This is a genomic window from Undibacterium sp. 5I1, assembly GCF_034314085.1.
Classification (GTDB): domain Bacteria; phylum Pseudomonadota; class Gammaproteobacteria; order Burkholderiales; family Burkholderiaceae_D; genus Undibacterium.
The window spans coordinates 220,329-239,483 of the sequence record NZ_JAVIWI010000001.1 but is presented as its reverse complement, the minus strand read 5'-3'; the positions used below and the strand labels follow the sequence as shown (position 1 = coordinate 239,483).

Below are 19,155 nucleotides of genomic sequence, written 5' to 3'. Positions count from 1 at the left end.
AGGAATTGACCGATGGACATTGTAATGGATAGAGAAAAACTAAAAGCACTAGCGAAAGACATCAAGAGCGAAGCTGACCTCAAAATGCTGTCGAGGAAGCTACTCAAGCTCACTGTTGAAACTGCACTAAGCGCCGAATTAACCGAACACCTTGGTGATGAGAAGCATGCCAATAGCAAGCCTGGTCGCGGTAATGCTCGCAATGGCAACACAGCAAAGCGACTCAAAGGCACGCATGGTGAAGTCGAGATTTTCACGCCACGCGACCGTGACGGCAGTTTCGAACCGCAGCTGGTGCGGAAAAATCAAACCCGCCTCACCACTATGGATGACCAAATCCTCACGCTCTACGCCAAAGGATTGACTACCCGTGAAATCGTCGACACCTTCAAAGAAATGTACGATGCTGACGTATCGCCTACGCTCATTTCCAAGGTTACTGATCGCGTTCTTGAGCAGATCACTCAATGGCAATCCCGTCCACTCGATCCTATTTATCCCATCGTTTATCTAGACTGTATCGTCATTAAAATCCGTGACAATATGCGCGTCATCAACAAAGCCATTTACCTTGCCTTGGGTGTGATTATGGAAGGCAAGAAGGATTTGCTTGGTCTCTGGATGTCAGACAATGAAGGGGCTAAATTCTGGCTGTCAGTGCTCACCGAGCTAAAAAATCGTGGCGTACAAGACATCCTGATCGCCTGTGTTGATGGTCTCAAAGGATTTCCAGAAGCGATTGCAGCGCAATATCCTGAAACCCGTATTCAGCTCTGCATCGTCCACATGGTGCGCAACAGCTTGAAGTATGTCTCTTGGAAGGATTACAAGGCAGTCACTGCTGATCTGAAACGTATTTATCAAGCCACCACGGAAGATCAAGCTTTGGCAGAGTTAGATCGTTTTAGCCAGCAATGGGGTGAACAATATCCGCAAATTGCCAAGTCTTGGACAACACACTGGGTCAACCTGCGCATACTGTTTGAATATCCGCCAGAGATACGCAAAGCAATCTATACGACGAATGCCATCGAATCATTGAATAGCGTCATCCGCTCGGCTACAAAACGTCGCAAGCTATTTCCAAGTGACGACTCAGCACCCAAAGTCGTCTACCTTGCGATTGCACAGGCATCAAAAAAATGGACGATGCCCATTCAGAATTGGCGTATGGCGCTGAATCGATTTATGATTGAGTTTGGTGACCGTATTCAACAATACGACCACTAAGTTGTTCCGTGGCATTTACACAGAATTTCTTACAGGCTTCTTATTTAAAGCAAAAAAAAACAAAAAAATGGTTACATGCCGAAGCGTGTAACCATTTAATTAAAACAGAATTTTGGGGTGATCGATGGGGCTCGAACCCACGACAACAGGAATCACAATCCTGGACTCTACCAACTGAGCTACGACCACCACTGAGACTTTCAAGGAGCTTTACCCCAAGTAAGTAAGAGCAAGATTATAAGATGTTTTTAACGATATGGCAAACTCTTTTCTCTGTTTAATAATAAGATAATCACAAGCACGCATAAAAAAGCCTGCGCTAAATTAGCGCAGGCGAAACTCACTTTAGCAGTGAGGGGAAGTAAGGCGCATTGCATTGCAACACAGTTCCTCTAATATATCCTTAGCAATTTTCAGAGAAATGGCTTATTACAAATTATTACCAATTGTATTTGACGGATACATGAGTAGTTAAGGAGAAGATCTACGATCACGACTACATCTTGCTTTGCGCAGCATTCAATGCTCGTGCTTTTGCTTTAACTTCAATCACTTCGCGTTTTTTATCTTTGCCTTCTACGATGATCGTCAATGGGATGATATCGCCCTCTTTGATCTGTGCTTTCAAATCCATCAACATCACGTGAAAGCCACCTGGTTTAAGTTCCACCAGTTTGCCGGCAAGCAGATCAAGCTGCGTTACTGCGCGCATTTTCATGACATTATTTTCTGTTTTCATTTCATGAATTTCTGCAATACCTGCGGCAGTAGTTTGTATCTCCACGATATGCACATCGTTACTAGATTGTATTTGCATGAAAGCGCCAGTCGCTTTTTGTTGTGGCACAGTTGCCCTGATCCATGCATCTTTGATCGTCACTTCGGCTTGGGCGCTCATCACGACTGAGAATAAGGCAGCGATAAGACAGATTGATTTAAGCGTAGATTTCATTTTCGGTTTCTCTGTTGATGTTTATTTTAAGATCTGAAGGCAGCCGCAGACACTTAAACATGTTTGTGCTCGACATAATCAGCCATACCCTGCATGCGCTTTAAAGCTTCCAATAGTAAAGCCGGATCGCCTGATGCTAATTTTTTGCTATCCGATAAAGTCTGGCGAAAAACTCGGGCACCCGGCAAACCCGTCATCAGGCCTAGCATATGGCGGGTAATGCCATTCAATTTAAGACCGCTGCCCTTCACTTCTTTATTTGCCGCATGTTGCGCCAATTGTTCACTGATATACGGCAGCATTAATTGGATCAATTCTGCTCTTGATTTAATTGGTGCATGATCATCGTAATAGCGCTGATCAAAGCTCGCCATTAAGTAGGGATTGTGATAAGCCTCACGCCCCAACATCACGCCATCTATGTGTTGTAAATGGAGGTCAATTTCCTCTATGGTTTTAATACCACCATTGATCAAAATTTCTAGTTGAGGAAAATCTTTTTTAAGCTGATAGGCATACTCATATTTTAACGGTGGAATCTCACGATTTTCTTTGGGACTTAAACCTTTTAAGATCGCATTACGTGCGTGAACAATAAATGTATTACAGCCTGCATCAGCAATTTGTCCCACAAAATCACGTACAAATTCATAAGATTGAATATCATCAATACCAATACGATGTTTAACAGTGACATCGATACTAACGACGTCCCTCATCGCTTTAACACAATCAGCAACCAGACTTGGTTCTGACATCAGGCATGCACCAAATGCGCCTTTTTGTACGCGTTCGGATGGGCAGCCGCAATTTAAATTAATCTCGTCGTAACCCCATTGCTCGCCTAACTTGGCACTCTTCGCCAAATCTGCGGGTTCACTACCACCCAATTGCAAAGCGACCGGATGTTCTTCGTCATTAAATTGAAGGTGGCGTGGCACATCGCCGTACAACAAAGCACCAGTCGTTACCATCTCGGTATACAGCCAGCTATGACGCGTAATTTGCCTGTGAAATTGACGGCAATGACGGTCAGTCCAATCCATCATGGGGGCAACAGATATTTTTCTTGATTTATAACTCATTGATTTAATTACTATTTCTTGATCAAACTGGATCGTTTTGAAGAACTTTCAGGTTGGCCGAATTATAGCTGACATAGCAGGGCATCATCCAACTTCCACTGTCTGGGCATATCTTGAGTTAGGTGCGGCAGCGTACAGACCATGTGTCTTATCAGTCTTATTCTGATCCCACACTTATTCAGGAGAACAACATGAAATCTCAACTTGTCATCAGCGCAGTGGTGTTAGCAACAGCCGCCCTTGCTGGCTGTGCCAATAATGCCCCACAGAACACGTCACAACAAGGCAGTTATTCGACGCCCTACCCCAATAATCAAAATAACCAAAATTATCAAAACAACGCCAGTAACTATGGCTATATCGAGTCTATTCAGGTCGTTCGCCCTAATAACAATACCAGTGGCGGCGGCGCAATAGTTGGTGGCTTGGTTGGCGGTCTCTTGGGTAATCAGGTTGGTAATGGTAACGGCAGAACTGCCGCCACAGTAGCAGGTGCAATCGGTGGTGCGCTGGTCGGTAACAATGTTGAGCAAAACAAAAATGCCCAAGCATCCGACAAATACCAAATCCAGATCCGTTTAGATAACGGTAGTACTACCAGCGTCATGCAAGACAATATTTATGATTTCCGCGTTGGTAACCGTGTTCGCTTGATGGATGGTCGCGTCGATCATTATTAATATTTTTATAGAACTGAAAACTCAGATTCTTTATTTCTGATCAAAATTTAACTCCAATTTTTTATTTTATTCAAAGGAATCATCATGTTTGATAAAGACACCAGAGACGCTTACATAGAAAAAATGAAACAACAACTCGACGAATTGAATGTAACCATGCAAGAGCTGGAAGTAAAAGCAAAGGAGGCCAGAGAAGATGCGCACGATAAATACAACGAAGAAATGACTAAACTGCGCGAGCAATCACACTTGGCCAATGAAAAATTGAATGAGCTAAAAGCGGCTGGCGAAGAATCTTGGAAAGACCTAGTAGTCGGCACAGAAAAAGTACGTGATGCGTTTATCAAAACCTTCCACGATTTCAAATCCAAGCTATAAAAATTTTAGCTTCAGAGCGTATTACCAATGAATGCGCTCTGATTTTGCTTAGATAAGATACCTAAATACGATACCTAAATAAGCTAACTAAATAACGCAACTTAACAATGCTACTGAAGAACGTAACTAAGTCACACAACTAGGTTAGGCAACTAACTCAAAAAGCTAAGTTCAGTAGCATCAAAAACATCAGGACAAAGTCATGGGCACCATCTTACTAATTATTTTAATTCTTGCGCTAGTCGGCGCTTTTCCAAGTTGGCCACATAGCCGTAACTGGGGCTATGGTCCGAGCGGCGTCACTGGGCTGATCGTTGTTGTCCTGATTGTTTTGCTATTAACCGGACGAATTTAACCGCTACCGATTGCTACAAACCGCTAATCGACCATCTATCAATGTAACTATCAAGGAGTTGAAATGAATAAAAGTAAACTAGATTTTCACCGCACTATTCATATGATGGTCGGTATTGCCGCATCAGTATTATTGATCAATGCAAGCTGGGCACAAGCACCGGTAACCTCATCACCGACCAGCATGCCGCAAGTAGGTGCACCATTGATTGATCCGCCGCGTTGGTTCCAAGGTGATGCAACGCCAGAAGAGCAATACCAAACTTTGAAAAAAGAAGCTGGTGCAGTTCTTCAAGAATCGTCATATGCCTGTAAGCAAATGAAAGGGGCTACAAGTGCTACTTGTATGAAACAAGCACGGATGACCTATAGCCAAGATTTGCAGCGTGCAAAAGACATGATGAAAACCTCTGCCCGGTAAGCTACAAATGACTTGCCAGCTGCGTTAACATTACTTAAAACTAGAAGTAAAAATGTGACACTAAAAAACTTGGATTTAATCGAATTCAAGATAACAAGAATATTAAGAAAAGTCAGGGGAACAAAATGAAAATTACAAAGAAAATCATCGCCAGCACGCTGGCCATATCGGCGTTTATGCCATTGCTGGCACCATTGCTGATGCTATCCGGCGAGGTACAAGCGCAGCAGTACAACACATCACAAATGACGCCACGGATTGATGGTTTTAATGTCGATGAAGTACGCCGACTAGCCCCTGGCGTAGAACTCAATTTTGGCATCTATGGCACACCTGGCGGTCTGGCTACTTTGCGCATCGCCGGTGCCACGCGTAACCTAACTTTGATTGAAGTAGAAGCTGGTCAGTACGAAGGTACTTACACCATCAACAGCCGCGACAAAATTGCGGCGCGTAGTGCGGTCACAGCCAATCTGCGCGTTGGTAATCAAGTAGCCAGCTCGGTTTTAAATGAATCTCTGCAAATCGGCGTTGGAAATCACACCAATCAAATAATGTCCGGCGCGCAACCGAAGATTGAACGATTTAATGTTGACCCGGCAGTAGACTTAAATGGTGGTAGCGATTTACGCTTTACCGTATTTGGCACACCAGGCGGCAAGGTTGACCTCACCATTAACGGCGTCAAAGGTAAAATATTTTTACCTGAAGTCGCCAGTGGCGAATACGTCAACTCCTACACAATCAGAAGCCGTGATCGTATCGCACCCAATAGCACCGTCACCGCTAATTTACGCGTCGTTGATCGCGGCGTAGAACGTGTCACCAGTGCGACCTTAGGCAGAAACCTGCAAGTAGCACAAGTACAAACTGCACCAGCGCCAGCCGCCCGTATATGCTACAACTGCGGCACTGTAGAAGCTGTCAATATCGTCGAAGTTAAAGGCGAAGGCAGCTACCTGGGCACTATCGGTGGGGGCGTTGTTGGCGCACTGCTCGGTAGTCAGGTCGGTGGTGGCAATGGCCGTACTGCAGCAGAAATTGCAGGCGCTCTAGGTGGTGCCTATGCAGGTCGGAATATAGAAGGCAATGCCCGGAAAACCAATCACTACGAAGTCATCGTCCGCTTACAAAATGGCGCAACGCAGATGATTCCATTTGCCAGCGAACCTGGCTACCGTGTTGGTGATAAAGTACAAGTCAATAACGGTACTATCGTAAGAAATTAATACTAAACGATGACTAAAATAGTCACCGTTTCTTCTTAAGAAAAATCTAGTTCTGGGGTGCTCATTGAGCACCCCAGATTAACGATATGAAGTCAATCGAGTCAGTTGGGGGAAACATGCGTGGCAATACTCGTCTTAAATTTATTCATATCTTCAATCTCATCGCAACGATTAGTACAGTCATACTCGCCACTGGCTGCGCGGCCTTGCCTGAAGTACGCTATTTAAATACCTCATTATCTGCCCCGGCAAGCCCGACTGTTACCACTGCACAAGGTACACTCAGCGCCAAGAAAACTAATTCGCTATTAATTAAACGCTGGCGTAATTCTCATATCGACATCGCCGCACTAGCCGCGTTAGAAGAAGCCGCAACTGGCAGCCCGCTTATCGCCGGCAATAAAGTAACGCTCTTGTTTGATGGCCCACAAACGATGACTGCCATGATGGAGGCGATTACCGCCGCCACCGATAACATCAATTTAGAAACGTACATCTTCGATCAGGACGAACTAGGTATCCGCTTTGCAGATCTGCTAATCGCAAAACAACGGGCAGGCGTTCAGGTCAATATTATTTATGACAGCGTCGGCACCATCGGTACGCCACAGACTTTTTTTGACAAAATGCGTGACGCAGGAATTCACTTACTAGCGTTTAATCCGGTTAATCCATTAAAGCTAATTGGCCCGTGGGAACCCAATAATCGTGATCACCGGAAAATCTTAATCGTTGACGGTACAGTCGCTTTTACCGGCGGCGTGAATATCAGCGCGGCTTATGCCAATAGCTCTTTATTTCGCTCAAAAACAAAACGGGATGACAAAGTCGGCTGGCGCGATACGCACATCAAAATCGAAGGCCCTGCAGTCGCCGCAATGCAATGGGTATTTTTAGATAACTGGGCCAGTCAAAAATCACCAGATCTATCCGACAGTAACTTCTTCCCACCATTGAAAGAAGCTGGCGACAAACTGGTGCGCGTGTTAGCCAGTGAGCCAGGTGGCAACCATGAGATTTATAAAGCCTATATTCTTGCGATACAAGAAGCTAAAAAAACGATCCATATCACCAGCGCCTATTTCGTACCGGACGCACAAATCTTGCAAGCCTTAAGTGACGCCAGCAAGCGTGGTGTTGATGTCAAAATTATTTTACCCGGCGTCACAGACAGCGGCTTGGTATTCCATGCAGCGCAATCGTTTTATGATGAAATGCTGACAAACGGCATCAAAATTTATCAGCTACAAATTGCAGTGCTCCACGCAAAAACTGCCGTGATCGACCAGGTCTGGGCGACCGTGGGATCAACTAATATTGATACCCGCAGCTTCTTACACAACAATGAAATCAACGTCGTCGTCTTTGGAGAAGAGTTTGGTAAAGCGATGGAAGCGACATTTGTAGAAGACCTGCGCAACTCCAAAGAAATTACCAAAGAAGTCTGGGAGCAACGTCCCTTTAGCGACAAGTTTAAAGAATGGACTGCGCGGCGACTAGAATATTGGCTTTGATCGTTAGTAGATTTTAGAGATGAAAAGTGTGCCGGATTACTAAATACTCGATTCGTTGTTTAAATATACTCCCACTATGTATATTTAAATGTCCATATAATCATTGGACAATAAGCCATATTTATTAAAAATGATGGGGAGTATATTAAATATCTAAGAATTAAACTGATAAATCAGGCGAACAACAAGTATCAACATAAGCCTGAACTCAGCTCAATCAAAATACCAATAAAACTAGCGCTACTGAGCTTAATTTAGCGGAATATTTCAGTCACATCGCGCAAAGCCAACATCTGTTAAATCACAAAATGGAGACTACATGCAAAACTTTAATCCTACACAGTTACGCCACCCAATACCCCAGCTACTCATCGCCGCCATGATAATTGCTATGAGTATCAGTCATTACGCCATGGCAGATACGGAGATCAATCCGTCCGAAGCAGCAAAAACTATGCACGCCAAGTACAGCGCCATCGAGCAACAGCTAGAACAAAATCAATTCAACCGACCTTTAGTACTAGAGTCTGTTGAAGCCGACCATCGCCTAAAAGGTGACATTTATGCCGTGGTTGATTACCCTCTCACCACCGTCGCTACAGGACTCAAAAGCCCGGATCATTGGTGCGACATCATGCACTTACATCTGAACACCAAATATTGTCACGCTACGAAAACTGCAGCCAATACATCAGATAACAAATCAAGCGCAGCACTTAAAGTCTATATTGGTAAAAAAACGCCGGAAGAATTAAGTGATGCAAGCCGTGTTGATTTTAATTACACTGAAGTTGCAACGACACCCGAGTATATGCAGATCATGCTTAATGCGGACCAAGGACCACTCGGCACTAATGATTATCGTATCATTTTAGAAGCCGTCAGCCTGTCAAAAGTAAAAACGTTTCTACATCTGACTTATTCCTACTCCACCGGTTTGTCTGGACGTATAGCGATGCAAACTTATCTTGCAACGGTAGGTCACGGAAAAGTAGGATTTACCATCAACGGCAAAACGCCAGACGGCCAGCCCGACTACATCGGCGGCGTACGCGGTCTGATGGAGCGCAACACAATGCGCTATTACCTCGCGATTGATAGCTATTTAGGTGCGACAAATGCAGCGCCAGACGCGCAATTAGAAAAACGTTTATTAAACTGGTTTACAGCGACAGAAAAATATCCAAAACAATTACATGAGCTGGATCAAAATGATTATATGGAGATGAAGCGTGCTGAGTACACTAGGCAGCAGAATGTAAAATAAGATTTTAGAAACTGGTTTAGAGGCGAATTTAGTGACTGAGTTAGTTGCTAAGTTAGCGACTAAGTTAGTAACTACCTCAGAAACGAAATTGGACAGGCAGACTTGAGAACAGCACTATTGACTGTCGGGCTAGTAAAGTTGTAGCCCGACATATAAAGCAGTTTATAAGAATTTATAAATCATAAGAAACATCAATCTCCGGTCGTTTATGGCGCAAAGCTAGCGCAACTACCGCACCCACAGCAGTCAGTAGCAAGCCGCCACCGATCACCGGCTTGAGTAATTTCTTACTAGACAAAAATGTGAACGCAGTCACAGCAAGCGGCATTAATGTCTGAAACTGTCCGCCGACTTTTCTTACGTTGGGCGTAAACAAATTGTTGAGCCGCATACCGATCACGCCGAGCAAATGCTGGCCTACACTACGCACCAAAGTTTCGGCATGCAAGCTCTGCAACACAGTGGTTTTGGCCTGGACTATGCCTATGCGATAGACCGCGCCATCCAGCAATAATTGTGCTTTGCGATGAGCGAGAGTGTTTTCTTTTGCTGCGTCACTTCTCATATTGTTCTCCATTAGCCAGTGCGGTGTTGCTTTGATGTTGATGTGATGTTGAGAAAAACTATAAAAGCCGACTAGTCCGGTAAAACCTAGAGCAGCATGTCCCGGTCTGACTTCAGTTCAGCCATAGTCACTGGCAAAGATAACTTGCCATGCTTTACCATTGACAACAGATAGAGCAACAATCCAACAGCGATTGCGACAAACACTATGCTCATTATGAATAGAATTTTCCAGCCTAGCGCGTCCCAGCTTAAGTACACAACCAGCGCCGTGCCATAGGCTAATGCAAACCAGATGGCCAAAATCGCCAATGCGAATACCAGTGCGATTTTTAGCGCATGATTCCGCAGTTCTGACAATTCCAGCGCGGCTAGTTCTAGCCTGGACAAAAGCAATCCAAATCCATTTTTGGCAACGCCCGCTAAGCCAGCCATTAAACCGACAGCAGGCGCTGAATTAGAGTTATCCGTCATTTGATTTGTCCTGAAAATTTTTAGTAGGGTAAATCTGTGGCACTCAAACTGTAAATGCGATTTTGAATGCGACGTTGAATACCGTTGAATACGATAGTGGGTTAATGCCGGAACTGATCTGGCATTAACCCATCAAGACATATTTCTATGTCGTTTTTACTTACTCGGCTTAATTTACTCGCACTTATTTGCGCGCAGTTGTCTTTACTTACGGTTAATGATTACACCCAACAGCAAGCCAACACCGGCTGCCGCTGCAATCGCGCGCCACGGATTTTCTTTGACATAAACATCGGCAGATGCGGCCATTTCTTTACCGGCGACAATGGCGCTGGCTTGCGCTTCTTGTGCTTTAACCAAAGCCGCATCTAACAACTTCATGGCTTTTTCACGAGCTTCATCTGCTTTTTCGCCAGTCAACGCGGCAGCAGCAACGAACAACGCTTGAGAATCTTTGATCAATAATTTGACGTCTTTGTTGACTGCTTTTAAATTTGATTCCAACATAATGAGCTCCTAAAAAGATAAAAAATATCACTACTATTGTTCAGGCGAAATTGAATTTAATTTCCTTGAACGATTACCTCAATTAACACCGTTTAGACCTACTTAGTGCTACGTATTAATGTCTGACGCTACTTGACCAACAAATCCCGCATATCATCCGCATGTTCCTCTTCCATCGCCATGATGCCAATTAGCATGTGTTTGGTGGTCGGGTCGGTATCGCCGATTTGCTCAATCATTTGACGATACGCTTCAATAGCGACACGCTCAGCAATCAAATTCGCTTTGATCATAGACTGGATACTTTCTGAATCATCGTACTCTGCATGGCTACGGTCAATCAGCGTTGCCGGATTAAAATCTGGGCTACCGCTCAACTGTACAATTCGCTCTGCCAACAAATCGGCATGACCTTGTTCTTCAATCGCATGCTGTAAAAACTCCGCTTTGATCGGACCATTTTGTAAGCCGCTCGCCGTGTAGTAATGGCGCTTGTAGCGCAATACGCAAACTAGTTCTGTCGCTAATGCGCCATTTAACATAGCAATCACTTCTTTACGATCAGCCTGGTAACCAACAGTGACGGCACCGTCATCCATATTTTTGGCAGCATCACGGATTGCTGCGGTATCGATACCCTTATGATTCATTTTGTTTGCGTCATGCATGATGCTTCTCCAAAAATTAAAAATTTCGAATGATGAAATTGAGTATTTGATTACTAAGTATCTAGTTTCAAACAATGTTCTTACTGACGCTGTGGCACTTTACCAGTGGCATCAGACAATACGATTTCTACACGGCGATTTAACTGACGATCTTGTGCGGTCGTGTTGCTCGCAACTGGGTACGCTTGACCATAACCACGCACAGCTATGCGCTCAGGCGCGATACCCATCTCTTGCAATGCGGTACGGACAGAAGTCGCACGACGCTCTGATAATTCCTGGTTATGTGCGGCAGTACCTGTGCTGTCAGTAAAACCCTCTACTAATACGGTGCGTTGCGGATTTTGTTGCAATACATCTGCTAATTTTTTAGCCGTGCGTAAGCCTTCTGGATTGAGACGCGCCATATCGGTACCAAACAACACATCACCTAAAGTAATGACCATGCCGCGGTCTGTTTTCTTAGCAGCAAGGTCAGCTAACTGTGCTTCTAACTGTGCAGCACGGGCTTGTGCTTCTTGGGTCTGACGTTGCGCGTCCAGCGCCTGATTTTGTGCTGTCTGCGCTGCCAACTTGGCTTGCTCCGCGCTGGCCAATGCTTGCGCCGCGTTGGCTTTTGCCTTATCGGCTTCATTAGTACGTTGATCTAAACGGATTTGATCGCGCTCTTTAGCTGCATTGGCAATATCAGCCTCAGCAGATTTTTGCTTGGCGACTTCTTGTGTCAAGGCGATTTTTTGTTTAGCGACATAAGCTAATTTATCGATCTTGTCCGCATTGTCATTATTTTTTGCGGCAGCGTTGGCTTGGTCTAAAGCATCGCTGGCTTGCTTCATTTCTAAGGATGCGTAGCTGGCGATTTTTGGATTACTTTGCGCCATCGCATAATCGCTGCGAGTTTGATCTAACAAACTGGTCGTTTTTGGCATAGAACTACAAGCAGAAACAAAGACTGCCATGGCTAACAAAACTGGTGTGAAGTAAGTTTTTTTCATGATGATACCTTTGAATTTATTGGTTTATTTTGTAAAGGTCGCTTAGATAACATAAGCGAGAGAATGAATCAGAAAATATGCCTGCTTATTTTGCAGCGCTGTTGCGATCTAGCTCCTCACGCAAGACACGAATATCGTCTTGCAATGCGCTAGATGCCGCTTGCGCTTTAGCTGAATCAGCCTTACCTTGTGCTAGCTTGGCATCGGCTTGGGCTTGCGTTGCGAGATCATTTGCAAGCTTATAATCTTTGGCTGCCATCGCTTTATTAGCGCGCGCCATTTTGTCGCGTGCGAATGCCATTTCTACTGGTGCAAACTCTGCAGCGCCAGCGCCAGAGGCATTATCCACGGCAGCGCTAGATACGGCCACACTTGCAGTCGCTGGTGTCTTCATGCTGCTACAACCAACAGTCAAAATCAGAGCTGCGCCGCATAAGAGCGTTAATCCCGTTGTAAACAATGTGGCGGTCGTTTTTTTTATTGATGGTGTCGTAGTAATGATCATTTTTTTCTCCGTTGAATTAGTGATCGCAGAACCCGGGAATCCGTTTAACCGGATCTAACGCTGAACTCGATGTGATAAATCATAGGCTGAAATTTTTACAAGATCAGTACGCTAGCGCACATTAATTTTATTTATTCCGACGGGATGAAGATGAGGAATATCTGAGTAATTTTTATTAATTGCAAAGAAGATAGATTCCCTTAACCATCAATCATAACCAATAAATCTTTTAAGTCTGACTTCAAAATCGTCATCATCAGTATTAGATTTATTATCGATAACGGCTAGGGTAAAAAGGGATATCGCCGATAGCATAGCGCTCGCAAGATACTAATTTCAACTTTACTGGAGGGTTAATAAATTCTCTAGTGGATAAACGCTTTTTACCCAGATTTTCCATTGGAACAGCGAGAATTGTGCCGTTGGCGGACTGACTGACTAGACGCGATAAGAACGCAAGCTGCATCTTGCTAGGAGGAGTAACAACGCCAAGCAGTTCGCCAAAGGGGCAATTGTCGCTGTAGCGTTTGCACTCACATCGCGGTGCTATTGTTACCATAGACACCACATGTCATCTGAGTTTCTACGAAGTGATAGTGGTCTGATGGAAAATCTGGGTTTAATCCTAATTAGAAAAATTTAATGCTTGTAGAGTGTGGTTCCGCACATACCGATTAAAAAATACGGTCTATGGTTGAGACAATAAAATTAGGTTTCAGTGTTACCGATGCTTAGTTTTACTCTCATTCAAATCGAATCTTTTTGCAGATTGCCGACCATGACCAAAACTAAGATAACGCTGTCTACAGTAATAACCGATGTAAATAAAAAACTAAGCACTACCTCGATTGGTAACGGAGGTGAGTTACATCAGATTGCAGAAGAAAATCAAGCGCCATTAACGACAAATCAAGGTCTTGTCGTTGCAGATAATCAAAATTCTCTCAACGCTAACGTAAAAGGTCCGACGCTACTAGAAGACTTTATATTAAGAGAAAAAATTACTCATTTCGATCATGAACGGATACCAGAACGTATCGTGCATGCAAGGGGAACCGGAGCCCATGGATATTTTGAATTAACGCACTCTCTACAAAAATACACTACTGCAAAAATTCTTACTGAAGACAGTATAAAAACGCCTCTATTTGCGCGATTTTCGACAGTAGCAGGTGGTTCCGGCTCAGCAGATACTCCAAGAGATGTACGAGGATTTTCGGTCAAGTTTTATACATCCGAAGGTAATTGGGATTTGGTTGGAAATAATATTCCAGTATTCTTTATTCAAGATGCAATTAAATTCCCTGACTTAATCCATGCGGTAAAAATGGAGCCTGATCGGGGCTTCCCGCAAGCAGCCACAGCGCACGATACGTTTTGGGATTTCATTTCGCTGACACCAGAAGCAATGCACATGGTGATGTGGATTATGTCGGATCGCACATTACCGCGATCATTAAGCATGATGGAAGGTTTTGGTGTCCATTCTTTCCGTTTAATTAATCAAGACGGCAATTCGACGTTTGTAAAATTCCACTGGCGACCTAAGTTAGGGCTTCAATCTACGATCTGGGATGAGACTATTAAAATTGCTGGCGCTGACCCTGATTTCCATCGTCGTGATATGTTCAATTCCATCAACGCAGGTAATTTTCCAGAATGGGAATTATCGGTACAACTATTCAGCCAGGAAGAGGCCGATAAATTCCCCTTTGATCATCTTGATGCGACTAAGCTCATCCCTGAAGAGATGATCCCATTGCTGGTGATTGGACGAATGATACTCAACAAGTGGCCAGATAACTTCTTTGCAGAGACCGAGCAAGTAGCGTTTTGTCCATCACATGTTGTCCCGGGTATCGATTTCTCTAACGATCCTTTGTTGCAGGGACGTTTATTCTCTTATCTGGATACACAGCTATCAAGATTAGGCTCACCTAATTTCCATCAAATCCCGGTGAATGCGCCTAAATGTCCATTTGCAAATCATCAAAGAGATGGTCATATGCAAATGACGCAACCAACTGGCAGGGTATCTTACGAGCCCAATTCCTTATCGGCGACATCACCGCGTGAGCAACCAGCGACTGGATTTAAAAGTATGGCTGAACAGGTCGATGGAAGTAAAGGCAGGATTCGGCCAGAGAGCTTTGCGGATCATTACAGTCAGGCGCGTCAATTTTATATAAGCCAAAATAAATATGAACAATCGCATATTGCTTCGGCACTCGTTTTTGAACTATCAAAAGTTGAACATCCACACATCAGAGAAGCGATGGTGTGTCATCTAAGGCTTATTGATACAGATCTCGGAGATGGTATTGCCAGTGAGTTAGGAATAAAAAATTTGCAGCCGCTTACAGCTAGTCCAGTGCCTATTCAGAATTTTCCGAAATCTCCCGCATTAGGCTTAATCGATAAGATGAAAGACACATTAACAGGTCGTGTTGTCGGTATTCTTATCGCTGAAGGGTCAGATGCAGACACTTTTAGGAAAGCCAAAGATGCTGTCATTAAATCGGGTGCGACATATAAAGTGGTAGCGTCTAAAATTAGTGAAATATCTTTATCTGACGCTACTAAAGCGACAATAAATGGTCAATTGGCGGGTACCCCATCTGTCATGTTTGACGCGATTGTCGTGATTCTATCCAAACAGGCTGCGCAAAAAATGGCGGGGAATATGGCGGCAATCGAGTTTATCAAAGATGCCTATAGCCACTTAAAAGCGATTGCCTTTGATACTGGAAGTAAATCCTTGTTAGATATGGCAGGAATAAAAGAAGACTCTGGAATGATGTCTACCGATCAAATGAAAGAGTTTTTAGAAGCCGCAAAAACCAGACAATGGAGTCGTGAGAAATTAGTACGGCCAAGTAATTAGAGTGAGCCTCTGAAACAGGTTTAATTTTACTAAATCCTTGGTTTGTCTCGCCCTCATTGATCTCGTTACTTTTACTACTTACTTTAAAGAAAAGATTCAAAATGAAAAAAATATTGATGGTACTGACATCACATGACAAGTTGGGTAACACCGGCAAAAAAACTGGTTTTTGGTTAGAAGAATTTGTGGCTCCCTATTATGTTTTTATTGATGGCGGCGCAAAGGTGACGCTGGCGTCTCCATTAGGTGGACAACCGCCGCTCGATCCTAAAAGTGATGATGATGCTTCGCAAACTGAATTCACTCGCCGTTTTAAAACTGACCCAATTGCACAACAGGCGTTAGCTAGTACGCTACAGCTGTCAAATATTTCGGCAAATGATTTCGACGCTGTATTTTATCCTGGTGGACATGGACCACTGTGGGATTTGGCAGAGGACAAGTCTTCTATCCACTTGATTGAAACAATGTTTGCACAAGGCAAACCAGTAGCCGTTGTATGCCACGCACCCGGAGTACTAAGTCATGTCAAGACTGCGGAAGGTAAGCCGCTAGTGAGCGGAAAATCCGTCACTGGCTTTAGTAATACCGAAGAGCATGCCGCCGGGCTCACCGAGGTTGTACCTTTTCTGGTGGAAGATATGTTGAAGAAAAATGGGGGCATTTACTCGAAAGCAGACGACTGGCAATCGTACGTTCAAAAAGACGGATTATTAATTTCAGGACAAAATCCAGCCTCATCTGAAGAGGCTGCCAAAGTGTTGTTACTCACCGTAACGACGCCGGGTTAATTACTGGCGTATCCGTTCAAACCCTATTAACTGAAATTTCTGATGTTGAAAAAATCTGTCTTCGATCACAGAGTTTTGACCTGCGGTTAAACCGGTTGCTCTATCATGATTTTAGTTGCCTACCGATGCAATTTTCGATGCAGCGCTGATGTCGAGTGGTTGTACGTTATTTTTTAAAAAATAGATGGTAAGCCATGAGAGAAACCTTGCGGCAAAATAATTGAAAAAATACCCTCGGCACGCAACTAACGTCTTACTTACATCTCATAGAAAAACTCATCTATACCGCCACTACAAAGAAAAGTTTTTTCTTATAGCAATCAAGAAGATACAAATTTGTTTCCGCTACTTGTATCTTCTTGGGTAGTTCTCTGTTACTAAGATCATTTATTACGGTTTCAATTGCCCTCTGATCTCTCCGTCTTTATTTTCTGCAGTATGAACGTTGACGTAAAGATTACCTGCTTTATAACTTGCATACTGATCGTCGGTCAGAACTGATCCTGACGGTACAGACCAACTACCTTCGCCGGATTTTACTAAGTTAATAATCGGTGGACCTTTCTTTCCTTCGGCACCCAAATGTATGTGTGCCACTGTCCCGTTCAATCCTGTAGTGGTGACCATACCGCTGACAGACTTATCGTTATTAACGGTAATCATACCTGAGCCTTTTGCGGCTGTTTTAACTGCTGGCGTCTCTTCTGCACCGACCAAATTGACTTTGGTCTCAGCCGCATAAATGGTACCCCCTACGAACATGGTTGCAAAACCCGCTAAGATTACGGTAATCATTTTAGAGCGACTCTTCTTGGGGAATTGGTTTTTCATAATGAGTTCCTCGGAGTGTCATAGAAATTATTTACTACATCAACCCAAGTACTATCCGCCATGTCTGGCCATTGATCTGAATTAAATCCCGGAGCATTTTCAAAACGATCTTTTTTTACATTCAACAAAAACCGTTTATTCAGCGTATCTAATTTCAGCGCACTCCACGGAACTGCAAACAGTTTTTCACCAATGGTAAACAGGCCGCCATGCGCGAGAACTGCGTACGCAATTTTACCGGTCCGCATGTCCAGCATGATTTCTTTTATTTCACCTAAATGCTCGTCTTCAGGATTGTGTACATTGTCGCCGATCAATGTATTGGCACCCATTAGCTCGGGACCAGGTCCTTTGTGATGACCGGATTCACCGAGTGCATACATTCCATAAATATCGTTGTCTTGGTAACTCATCATAATTCTCCTTGAATGAGCTCATAGATTGATCTGTTTAAAAAAACCTGTCCGTTCGATAGCACACAAAAAAACAAATAGGCTCAATTCTCTAGCGCATTTCTTAAGAAAATGATTGGCTATTTTTATTCAAAAAATATCTATCAAGTGTGAGACAGCGTACATACAGACTGAGGAGTAATAAATATGCTTTAAACATTCTTAATTTTTATATTCCTTCTCTTTATATTTTCCCCGATTGCAATTGTGAGTTTTAAATGCATTGAAGTCGAATGCTATCGACGACACAGGTAACAGCTTTCAGTAATAAATCTAATCATAAAATAAATCGGCACAACATCCATAACCACTCTAAGGAGCAACTATGCTAGAACAACATAAAGCTAATTCGTCCTATACAGGAATTTCAGGCGTGTCTTGGAGTGCCGTATTGGCAGGGGCGGCGGCGGCGGCAGCGCTCTCATTAATACTGCTCATGTTAGGTGCTGGCTTAGGTCTGTCTAGCATATCCCCTTGGTCTTACAACGCATCAGTGATGGGTGCTTCAGCAATTGCATGGCTTACATTTATGCAGCTTGCGGCATCTGGTGTGGGAGGCTATTTGGCGGGTAGGCTGAGGATCAAATGGAGTAATTTGCACGATCACGAAGTGTATTTTAGAGATACCGCGCATGGTTTTCTTGCGTGGGCGGTTGCCTCATTAATGACGGTCGGCTTACTCGCAAGTGCCGCTCAGAATATTCTCAGTGGAGCATCAAATATTGGTGCCGGTGCGGTCACCGCAACAGCCAATGTGGCAAACAGGATCAAGAGCACGCCAGTGGATTATTTTTCAGATATGTTGTTACGTTCAGATGGTAGTTCTATTGATGTAAATTCTGGAGCGCGCATAGAAGTGTCAAAAATTCTGGCCGCAGATATTGTTAATGGCGCCCTGAGTGCTTCAGATCGCGATTACTTATCTAAGATAGTTGTGAAGCGCGCGGGGCTCAGTCAAATTGATGCTGAAAAACGTGTTGACTTAGTTTATGACCAATTGAGAAAATCCATGTCAGATGCCAAGAACGCGATAAAAGAAGCTGCCGATAAAGCGCGTAAATCTGCGGCCAACTCTGCTCTATGGATGTTTGTAGCGTTGTTGATCGGTGCGTTTGTTGCTAGCCTGGCGGCTACAATTGGCGGTCGTCAAAGAGATAAAGCTCATGTATCCGAGTAACTATTTGTCTTAGACAAAAAACATTTCTCAATTTTAAATAATCATCTAATTTTTGGAGGCTAATATGCGCTCAATTTTACTTTTACTACTTGGCATTCCTATCCCTATCGTCATTCTGATCGCTTTATTTGTTCATTAGATTGCTCAGTATATAAATCCCCGGCCTGGCGAATTTTTGAAACGAATCTGAATGAGGA

The 19,155-nt window shown here is 43.7% G+C and carries 22 protein-coding genes and 1 tRNA gene; 11 read left to right on the top strand and 12 right to left on the bottom strand.

Features of this window, described 5'->3' with window-relative positions:
• Positions 1 to 24: 24 nt before the first annotated feature.
• Positions 25 to 1,230: an IS256 family transposase gene (locus RGU72_RS01040; protein ID WP_322121519.1), complete on the top strand. Its 1,206-nt coding sequence runs from the start codon at positions 25 to 27 to the stop codon at positions 1,228 to 1,230.
• A gap of 113 nt (positions 1,231 to 1,343) precedes the next feature.
• Here the strand turns inward: RGU72_RS01040 and RGU72_RS01035 are convergent.
• The 3 genes from RGU72_RS01035 to dusA form a co-directional block, all read right to left on the bottom strand.
• Positions 1,344 to 1,419, bottom strand: a tRNA-His gene (locus tag RGU72_RS01035).
• Between the two features lie 307 nt (positions 1,420 to 1,726).
• Positions 1,727 to 2,182, bottom strand: a complete 456-nt coding sequence (locus RGU72_RS01030; protein WP_322117974.1) for a copper chaperone PCu(A)C — start codon at positions 2,180 to 2,182, stop codon at positions 1,727 to 1,729.
• A gap of 53 nt (positions 2,183 to 2,235) precedes the next feature.
• Positions 2,236 to 3,267, bottom strand: coding sequence for a tRNA dihydrouridine(20/20a) synthase DusA (dusA, locus tag RGU72_RS01025; protein ID WP_322117973.1), 1,032 nt, complete (start codon positions 3,265 to 3,267; stop codon positions 2,236 to 2,238).
• 191 nt (positions 3,268 to 3,458) lie between these two features.
• Here dusA and RGU72_RS01020 point away from each other — a divergent pair, with 191 nt between their 5' ends.
• From RGU72_RS01020 to RGU72_RS00990, 7 genes are all read left to right on the top strand, one after another.
• The gene (locus tag RGU72_RS01020) at positions 3,459 to 3,947 is read left to right on the top strand and encodes a glycine zipper 2TM domain-containing protein (RefSeq protein ID WP_322117972.1); all 489 of its coding nucleotides are present in this window, start codon (positions 3,459 to 3,461) and stop codon (positions 3,945 to 3,947) included.
• A gap of 84 nt (positions 3,948 to 4,031) precedes the next feature.
• Entirely contained in the window at positions 4,032 to 4,325 is a 294-nt protein-coding gene (locus tag RGU72_RS01015) for a hypothetical protein (RefSeq protein WP_322117971.1), read from the top strand.
• Between the two features lie 202 nt (positions 4,326 to 4,527).
• Positions 4,528 to 4,680 (top strand): DUF3309 domain-containing protein, encoded by a 153-nt coding sequence (locus RGU72_RS01010; RefSeq protein ID WP_322117970.1) that lies wholly within the window; start codon positions 4,528 to 4,530, stop codon positions 4,678 to 4,680.
• Between the two features lie 63 nt (positions 4,681 to 4,743).
• Complete coding sequence (locus RGU72_RS01005) at positions 4,744 to 5,100, top strand: hypothetical protein (protein WP_322117969.1); 357 nt, start codon at positions 4,744 to 4,746, stop codon at positions 5,098 to 5,100.
• Positions 5,101 to 5,225: 125 nt separating this feature from the next.
• Positions 5,226 to 6,329, top strand: coding sequence for a glycine zipper 2TM domain-containing protein (locus RGU72_RS01000; RefSeq protein WP_322117968.1), 1,104 nt, complete (start codon positions 5,226 to 5,228; stop codon positions 6,327 to 6,329).
• 116 nt (positions 6,330 to 6,445) lie between these two features.
• Positions 6,446 to 7,843 carry a cardiolipin synthase gene (gene cls, locus RGU72_RS00995; RefSeq protein ID WP_322117967.1) on the top strand — a complete coding sequence of 466 codons (1,398 nt, stop codon included), beginning with the start codon at positions 6,446 to 6,448 and terminating at the stop codon, positions 7,841 to 7,843.
• A gap of 319 nt (positions 7,844 to 8,162) precedes the next feature.
• The gene (locus tag RGU72_RS00990; RefSeq protein ID WP_322117966.1) at positions 8,163 to 9,110 is read left to right on the top strand and encodes a hypothetical protein; all 948 of its coding nucleotides are present in this window, start codon (positions 8,163 to 8,165) and stop codon (positions 9,108 to 9,110) included.
• Between the two features lie 172 nt (positions 9,111 to 9,282).
• On the opposite strand, the gene RGU72_RS00985 is transcribed toward RGU72_RS00990, so the two are convergent.
• The 7 genes from RGU72_RS00985 to RGU72_RS00955 all read right to left on the bottom strand — a co-directional run bounded on the left by RGU72_RS00985 (position 9,283) and on the right by RGU72_RS00955 (position 13,382).
• Entirely contained in the window at positions 9,283 to 9,675 is a 393-nt protein-coding gene (locus tag RGU72_RS00985; protein ID WP_322117965.1) for a hypothetical protein, read from the bottom strand.
• 86 nt (positions 9,676 to 9,761) lie between these two features.
• On the bottom strand, positions 9,762 to 10,148 hold the full coding sequence (locus RGU72_RS00980; protein WP_322117964.1) for a phage holin family protein: 387 nt from the start codon (positions 10,146 to 10,148) through the stop codon (positions 9,762 to 9,764).
• Positions 10,149 to 10,352: 204 nt separating this feature from the next.
• Complete coding sequence (locus RGU72_RS00975) at positions 10,353 to 10,655, bottom strand: DUF883 family protein (protein WP_322117963.1); 303 nt, start codon at positions 10,653 to 10,655, stop codon at positions 10,353 to 10,355.
• 128 nt (positions 10,656 to 10,783) lie between these two features.
• The gene (locus tag RGU72_RS00970; RefSeq protein WP_322117962.1) at positions 10,784 to 11,323 is read right to left on the bottom strand and encodes a ferritin-like domain-containing protein; all 540 of its coding nucleotides are present in this window, start codon (positions 11,321 to 11,323) and stop codon (positions 10,784 to 10,786) included.
• A gap of 80 nt (positions 11,324 to 11,403) precedes the next feature.
• The gene (locus RGU72_RS00965) at positions 11,404 to 12,318 is read right to left on the bottom strand and encodes an OmpA family protein (protein ID WP_322117961.1); all 915 of its coding nucleotides are present in this window, start codon (positions 12,316 to 12,318) and stop codon (positions 11,404 to 11,406) included.
• Positions 12,319 to 12,403: 85 nt separating this feature from the next.
• Positions 12,404 to 12,823: a DUF4398 domain-containing protein gene (locus tag RGU72_RS00960; protein WP_322117960.1), complete on the bottom strand. Its 420-nt coding sequence runs from the start codon at positions 12,821 to 12,823 to the stop codon at positions 12,404 to 12,406.
• Between the two features lie 271 nt (positions 12,824 to 13,094).
• Positions 13,095 to 13,382: a hypothetical protein gene (locus tag RGU72_RS00955; protein WP_322117959.1), complete on the bottom strand. Its 288-nt coding sequence runs from the start codon at positions 13,380 to 13,382 to the stop codon at positions 13,095 to 13,097.
• Between the two features lie 219 nt (positions 13,383 to 13,601).
• On the opposite strand from RGU72_RS00955, the gene RGU72_RS00950 reads away from it, so the two are divergent.
• Together RGU72_RS00950 and RGU72_RS00945 are read left to right on the top strand one after the other, a co-directional pair.
• Positions 13,602 to 15,707 carry a catalase gene (locus RGU72_RS00950; RefSeq protein ID WP_322117958.1) on the top strand — a complete coding sequence of 702 codons (2,106 nt, stop codon included), beginning with the start codon at positions 13,602 to 13,604 and terminating at the stop codon, positions 15,705 to 15,707.
• A gap of 101 nt (positions 15,708 to 15,808) precedes the next feature.
• Complete coding sequence (locus RGU72_RS00945) at positions 15,809 to 16,498, top strand: type 1 glutamine amidotransferase domain-containing protein (RefSeq protein ID WP_322117957.1); 690 nt, start codon at positions 15,809 to 15,811, stop codon at positions 16,496 to 16,498.
• Positions 16,499 to 16,888: 390 nt separating this feature from the next.
• Here the strand turns inward: RGU72_RS00945 and RGU72_RS00940 are convergent, their stop codons facing one another.
• Together RGU72_RS00940 and RGU72_RS00935 are read right to left on the bottom strand one after the other, a co-directional pair.
• Complete coding sequence (locus tag RGU72_RS00940; protein WP_322117956.1) at positions 16,889 to 17,329, bottom strand: CHRD domain-containing protein; 441 nt, start codon at positions 17,327 to 17,329, stop codon at positions 16,889 to 16,891.
• Positions 17,326 to 17,742, bottom strand: coding sequence for a PRC-barrel domain-containing protein (locus RGU72_RS00935; protein WP_322117955.1), 417 nt, complete (start codon positions 17,740 to 17,742; stop codon positions 17,326 to 17,328). The genes RGU72_RS00940 and RGU72_RS00935 overlap by 4 nt, the downstream gene beginning before the upstream one ends.
• 364 nt (positions 17,743 to 18,106) lie before the next feature.
• On the opposite strand from RGU72_RS00935, the gene RGU72_RS00930 reads away from it, so the two are divergent.
• A complete protein-coding gene (locus tag RGU72_RS00930) occupies positions 18,107 to 18,958 on the top strand; it encodes a hypothetical protein (RefSeq protein WP_322117954.1) in 852 nt (283 codons plus the stop codon).
• The last annotated feature ends 197 nt before the right edge of the window (positions 18,959 to 19,155 follow it).

What these genes read in the sequence shown, in the direction of transcription:
- RGU72_RS00945 (WP_322117957.1), top strand. Translation starts at nt 15,809, where the DNA reads ATGAAAAAAATATTGATGGTACTGACATCACATGACAAGTTGGGTAAC.
- RGU72_RS00965 (WP_322117961.1), bottom strand. Translation starts at nt 12,318, where the DNA reads ATGAAAAAAACTTACTTCACACCAGTTTTGTTAGCCATGGCAGTCTTT.
- RGU72_RS00950 (WP_322117958.1), top strand. Translation starts at nt 13,602, where the DNA reads ATGACCAAAACTAAGATAACGCTGTCTACAGTAATAACCGATGTAAAT.
- RGU72_RS00940 (WP_322117956.1), bottom strand. Translation starts at nt 17,329, where the DNA reads ATGAAAAACCAATTCCCCAAGAAGAGTCGCTCTAAAATGATTACCGTA.
- RGU72_RS00930 (WP_322117954.1), top strand. Translation starts at nt 18,107, where the DNA reads ATGCTAGAACAACATAAAGCTAATTCGTCCTATACAGGAATTTCAGGC.
- RGU72_RS00960 (WP_322117960.1), bottom strand. Translation starts at nt 12,823, where the DNA reads ATGATCATTACTACGACACCATCAATAAAAAAAACGACCGCCACATTG.
- RGU72_RS00935 (WP_322117955.1), bottom strand. Translation starts at nt 17,742, where the DNA reads ATGAGTTACCAAGACAACGATATTTATGGAATGTATGCACTCGGTGAA.
- RGU72_RS01030 (WP_322117974.1), bottom strand. Translation starts at nt 2,182, where the DNA reads ATGAAATCTACGCTTAAATCAATCTGTCTTATCGCTGCCTTATTCTCA.
- RGU72_RS01040 (WP_322121519.1), top strand. Translation starts at nt 25, where the DNA reads ATGGATAGAGAAAAACTAAAAGCACTAGCGAAAGACATCAAGAGCGAA.
- dusA (WP_322117973.1), bottom strand. Translation starts at nt 3,267, where the DNA reads ATGAGTTATAAATCAAGAAAAATATCTGTTGCCCCCATGATGGATTGG.
- RGU72_RS00970 (WP_322117962.1), bottom strand. Translation starts at nt 11,323, where the DNA reads ATGCATGACGCAAACAAAATGAATCATAAGGGTATCGATACCGCAGCA.
- RGU72_RS01000 (WP_322117968.1), top strand. Translation starts at nt 5,226, where the DNA reads ATGAAAATTACAAAGAAAATCATCGCCAGCACGCTGGCCATATCGGCG.
- RGU72_RS01015 (WP_322117971.1), top strand. Translation starts at nt 4,032, where the DNA reads ATGTTTGATAAAGACACCAGAGACGCTTACATAGAAAAAATGAAACAA.
- RGU72_RS00985 (WP_322117965.1), bottom strand. Translation starts at nt 9,675, where the DNA reads ATGAGAAGTGACGCAGCAAAAGAAAACACTCTCGCTCATCGCAAAGCA.
- RGU72_RS00955 (WP_322117959.1), bottom strand. Translation starts at nt 13,382, where the DNA reads ATGGTAACAATAGCACCGCGATGTGAGTGCAAACGCTACAGCGACAAT.
- RGU72_RS00990 (WP_322117966.1), top strand. Translation starts at nt 8,163, where the DNA reads ATGCAAAACTTTAATCCTACACAGTTACGCCACCCAATACCCCAGCTA.
- RGU72_RS01010 (WP_322117970.1), top strand. Translation starts at nt 4,528, where the DNA reads ATGGGCACCATCTTACTAATTATTTTAATTCTTGCGCTAGTCGGCGCT.
- RGU72_RS01020 (WP_322117972.1), top strand. Translation starts at nt 3,459, where the DNA reads ATGAAATCTCAACTTGTCATCAGCGCAGTGGTGTTAGCAACAGCCGCC.
- RGU72_RS01005 (WP_322117969.1), top strand. Translation starts at nt 4,744, where the DNA reads ATGAATAAAAGTAAACTAGATTTTCACCGCACTATTCATATGATGGTC.
- RGU72_RS00980 (WP_322117964.1), bottom strand. Translation starts at nt 10,148, where the DNA reads ATGACGGATAACTCTAATTCAGCGCCTGCTGTCGGTTTAATGGCTGGC.
- RGU72_RS00975 (WP_322117963.1), bottom strand. Translation starts at nt 10,655, where the DNA reads ATGTTGGAATCAAATTTAAAAGCAGTCAACAAAGACGTCAAATTATTG.
- cls (WP_322117967.1), top strand. Translation starts at nt 6,446, where the DNA reads ATGCGTGGCAATACTCGTCTTAAATTTATTCATATCTTCAATCTCATC.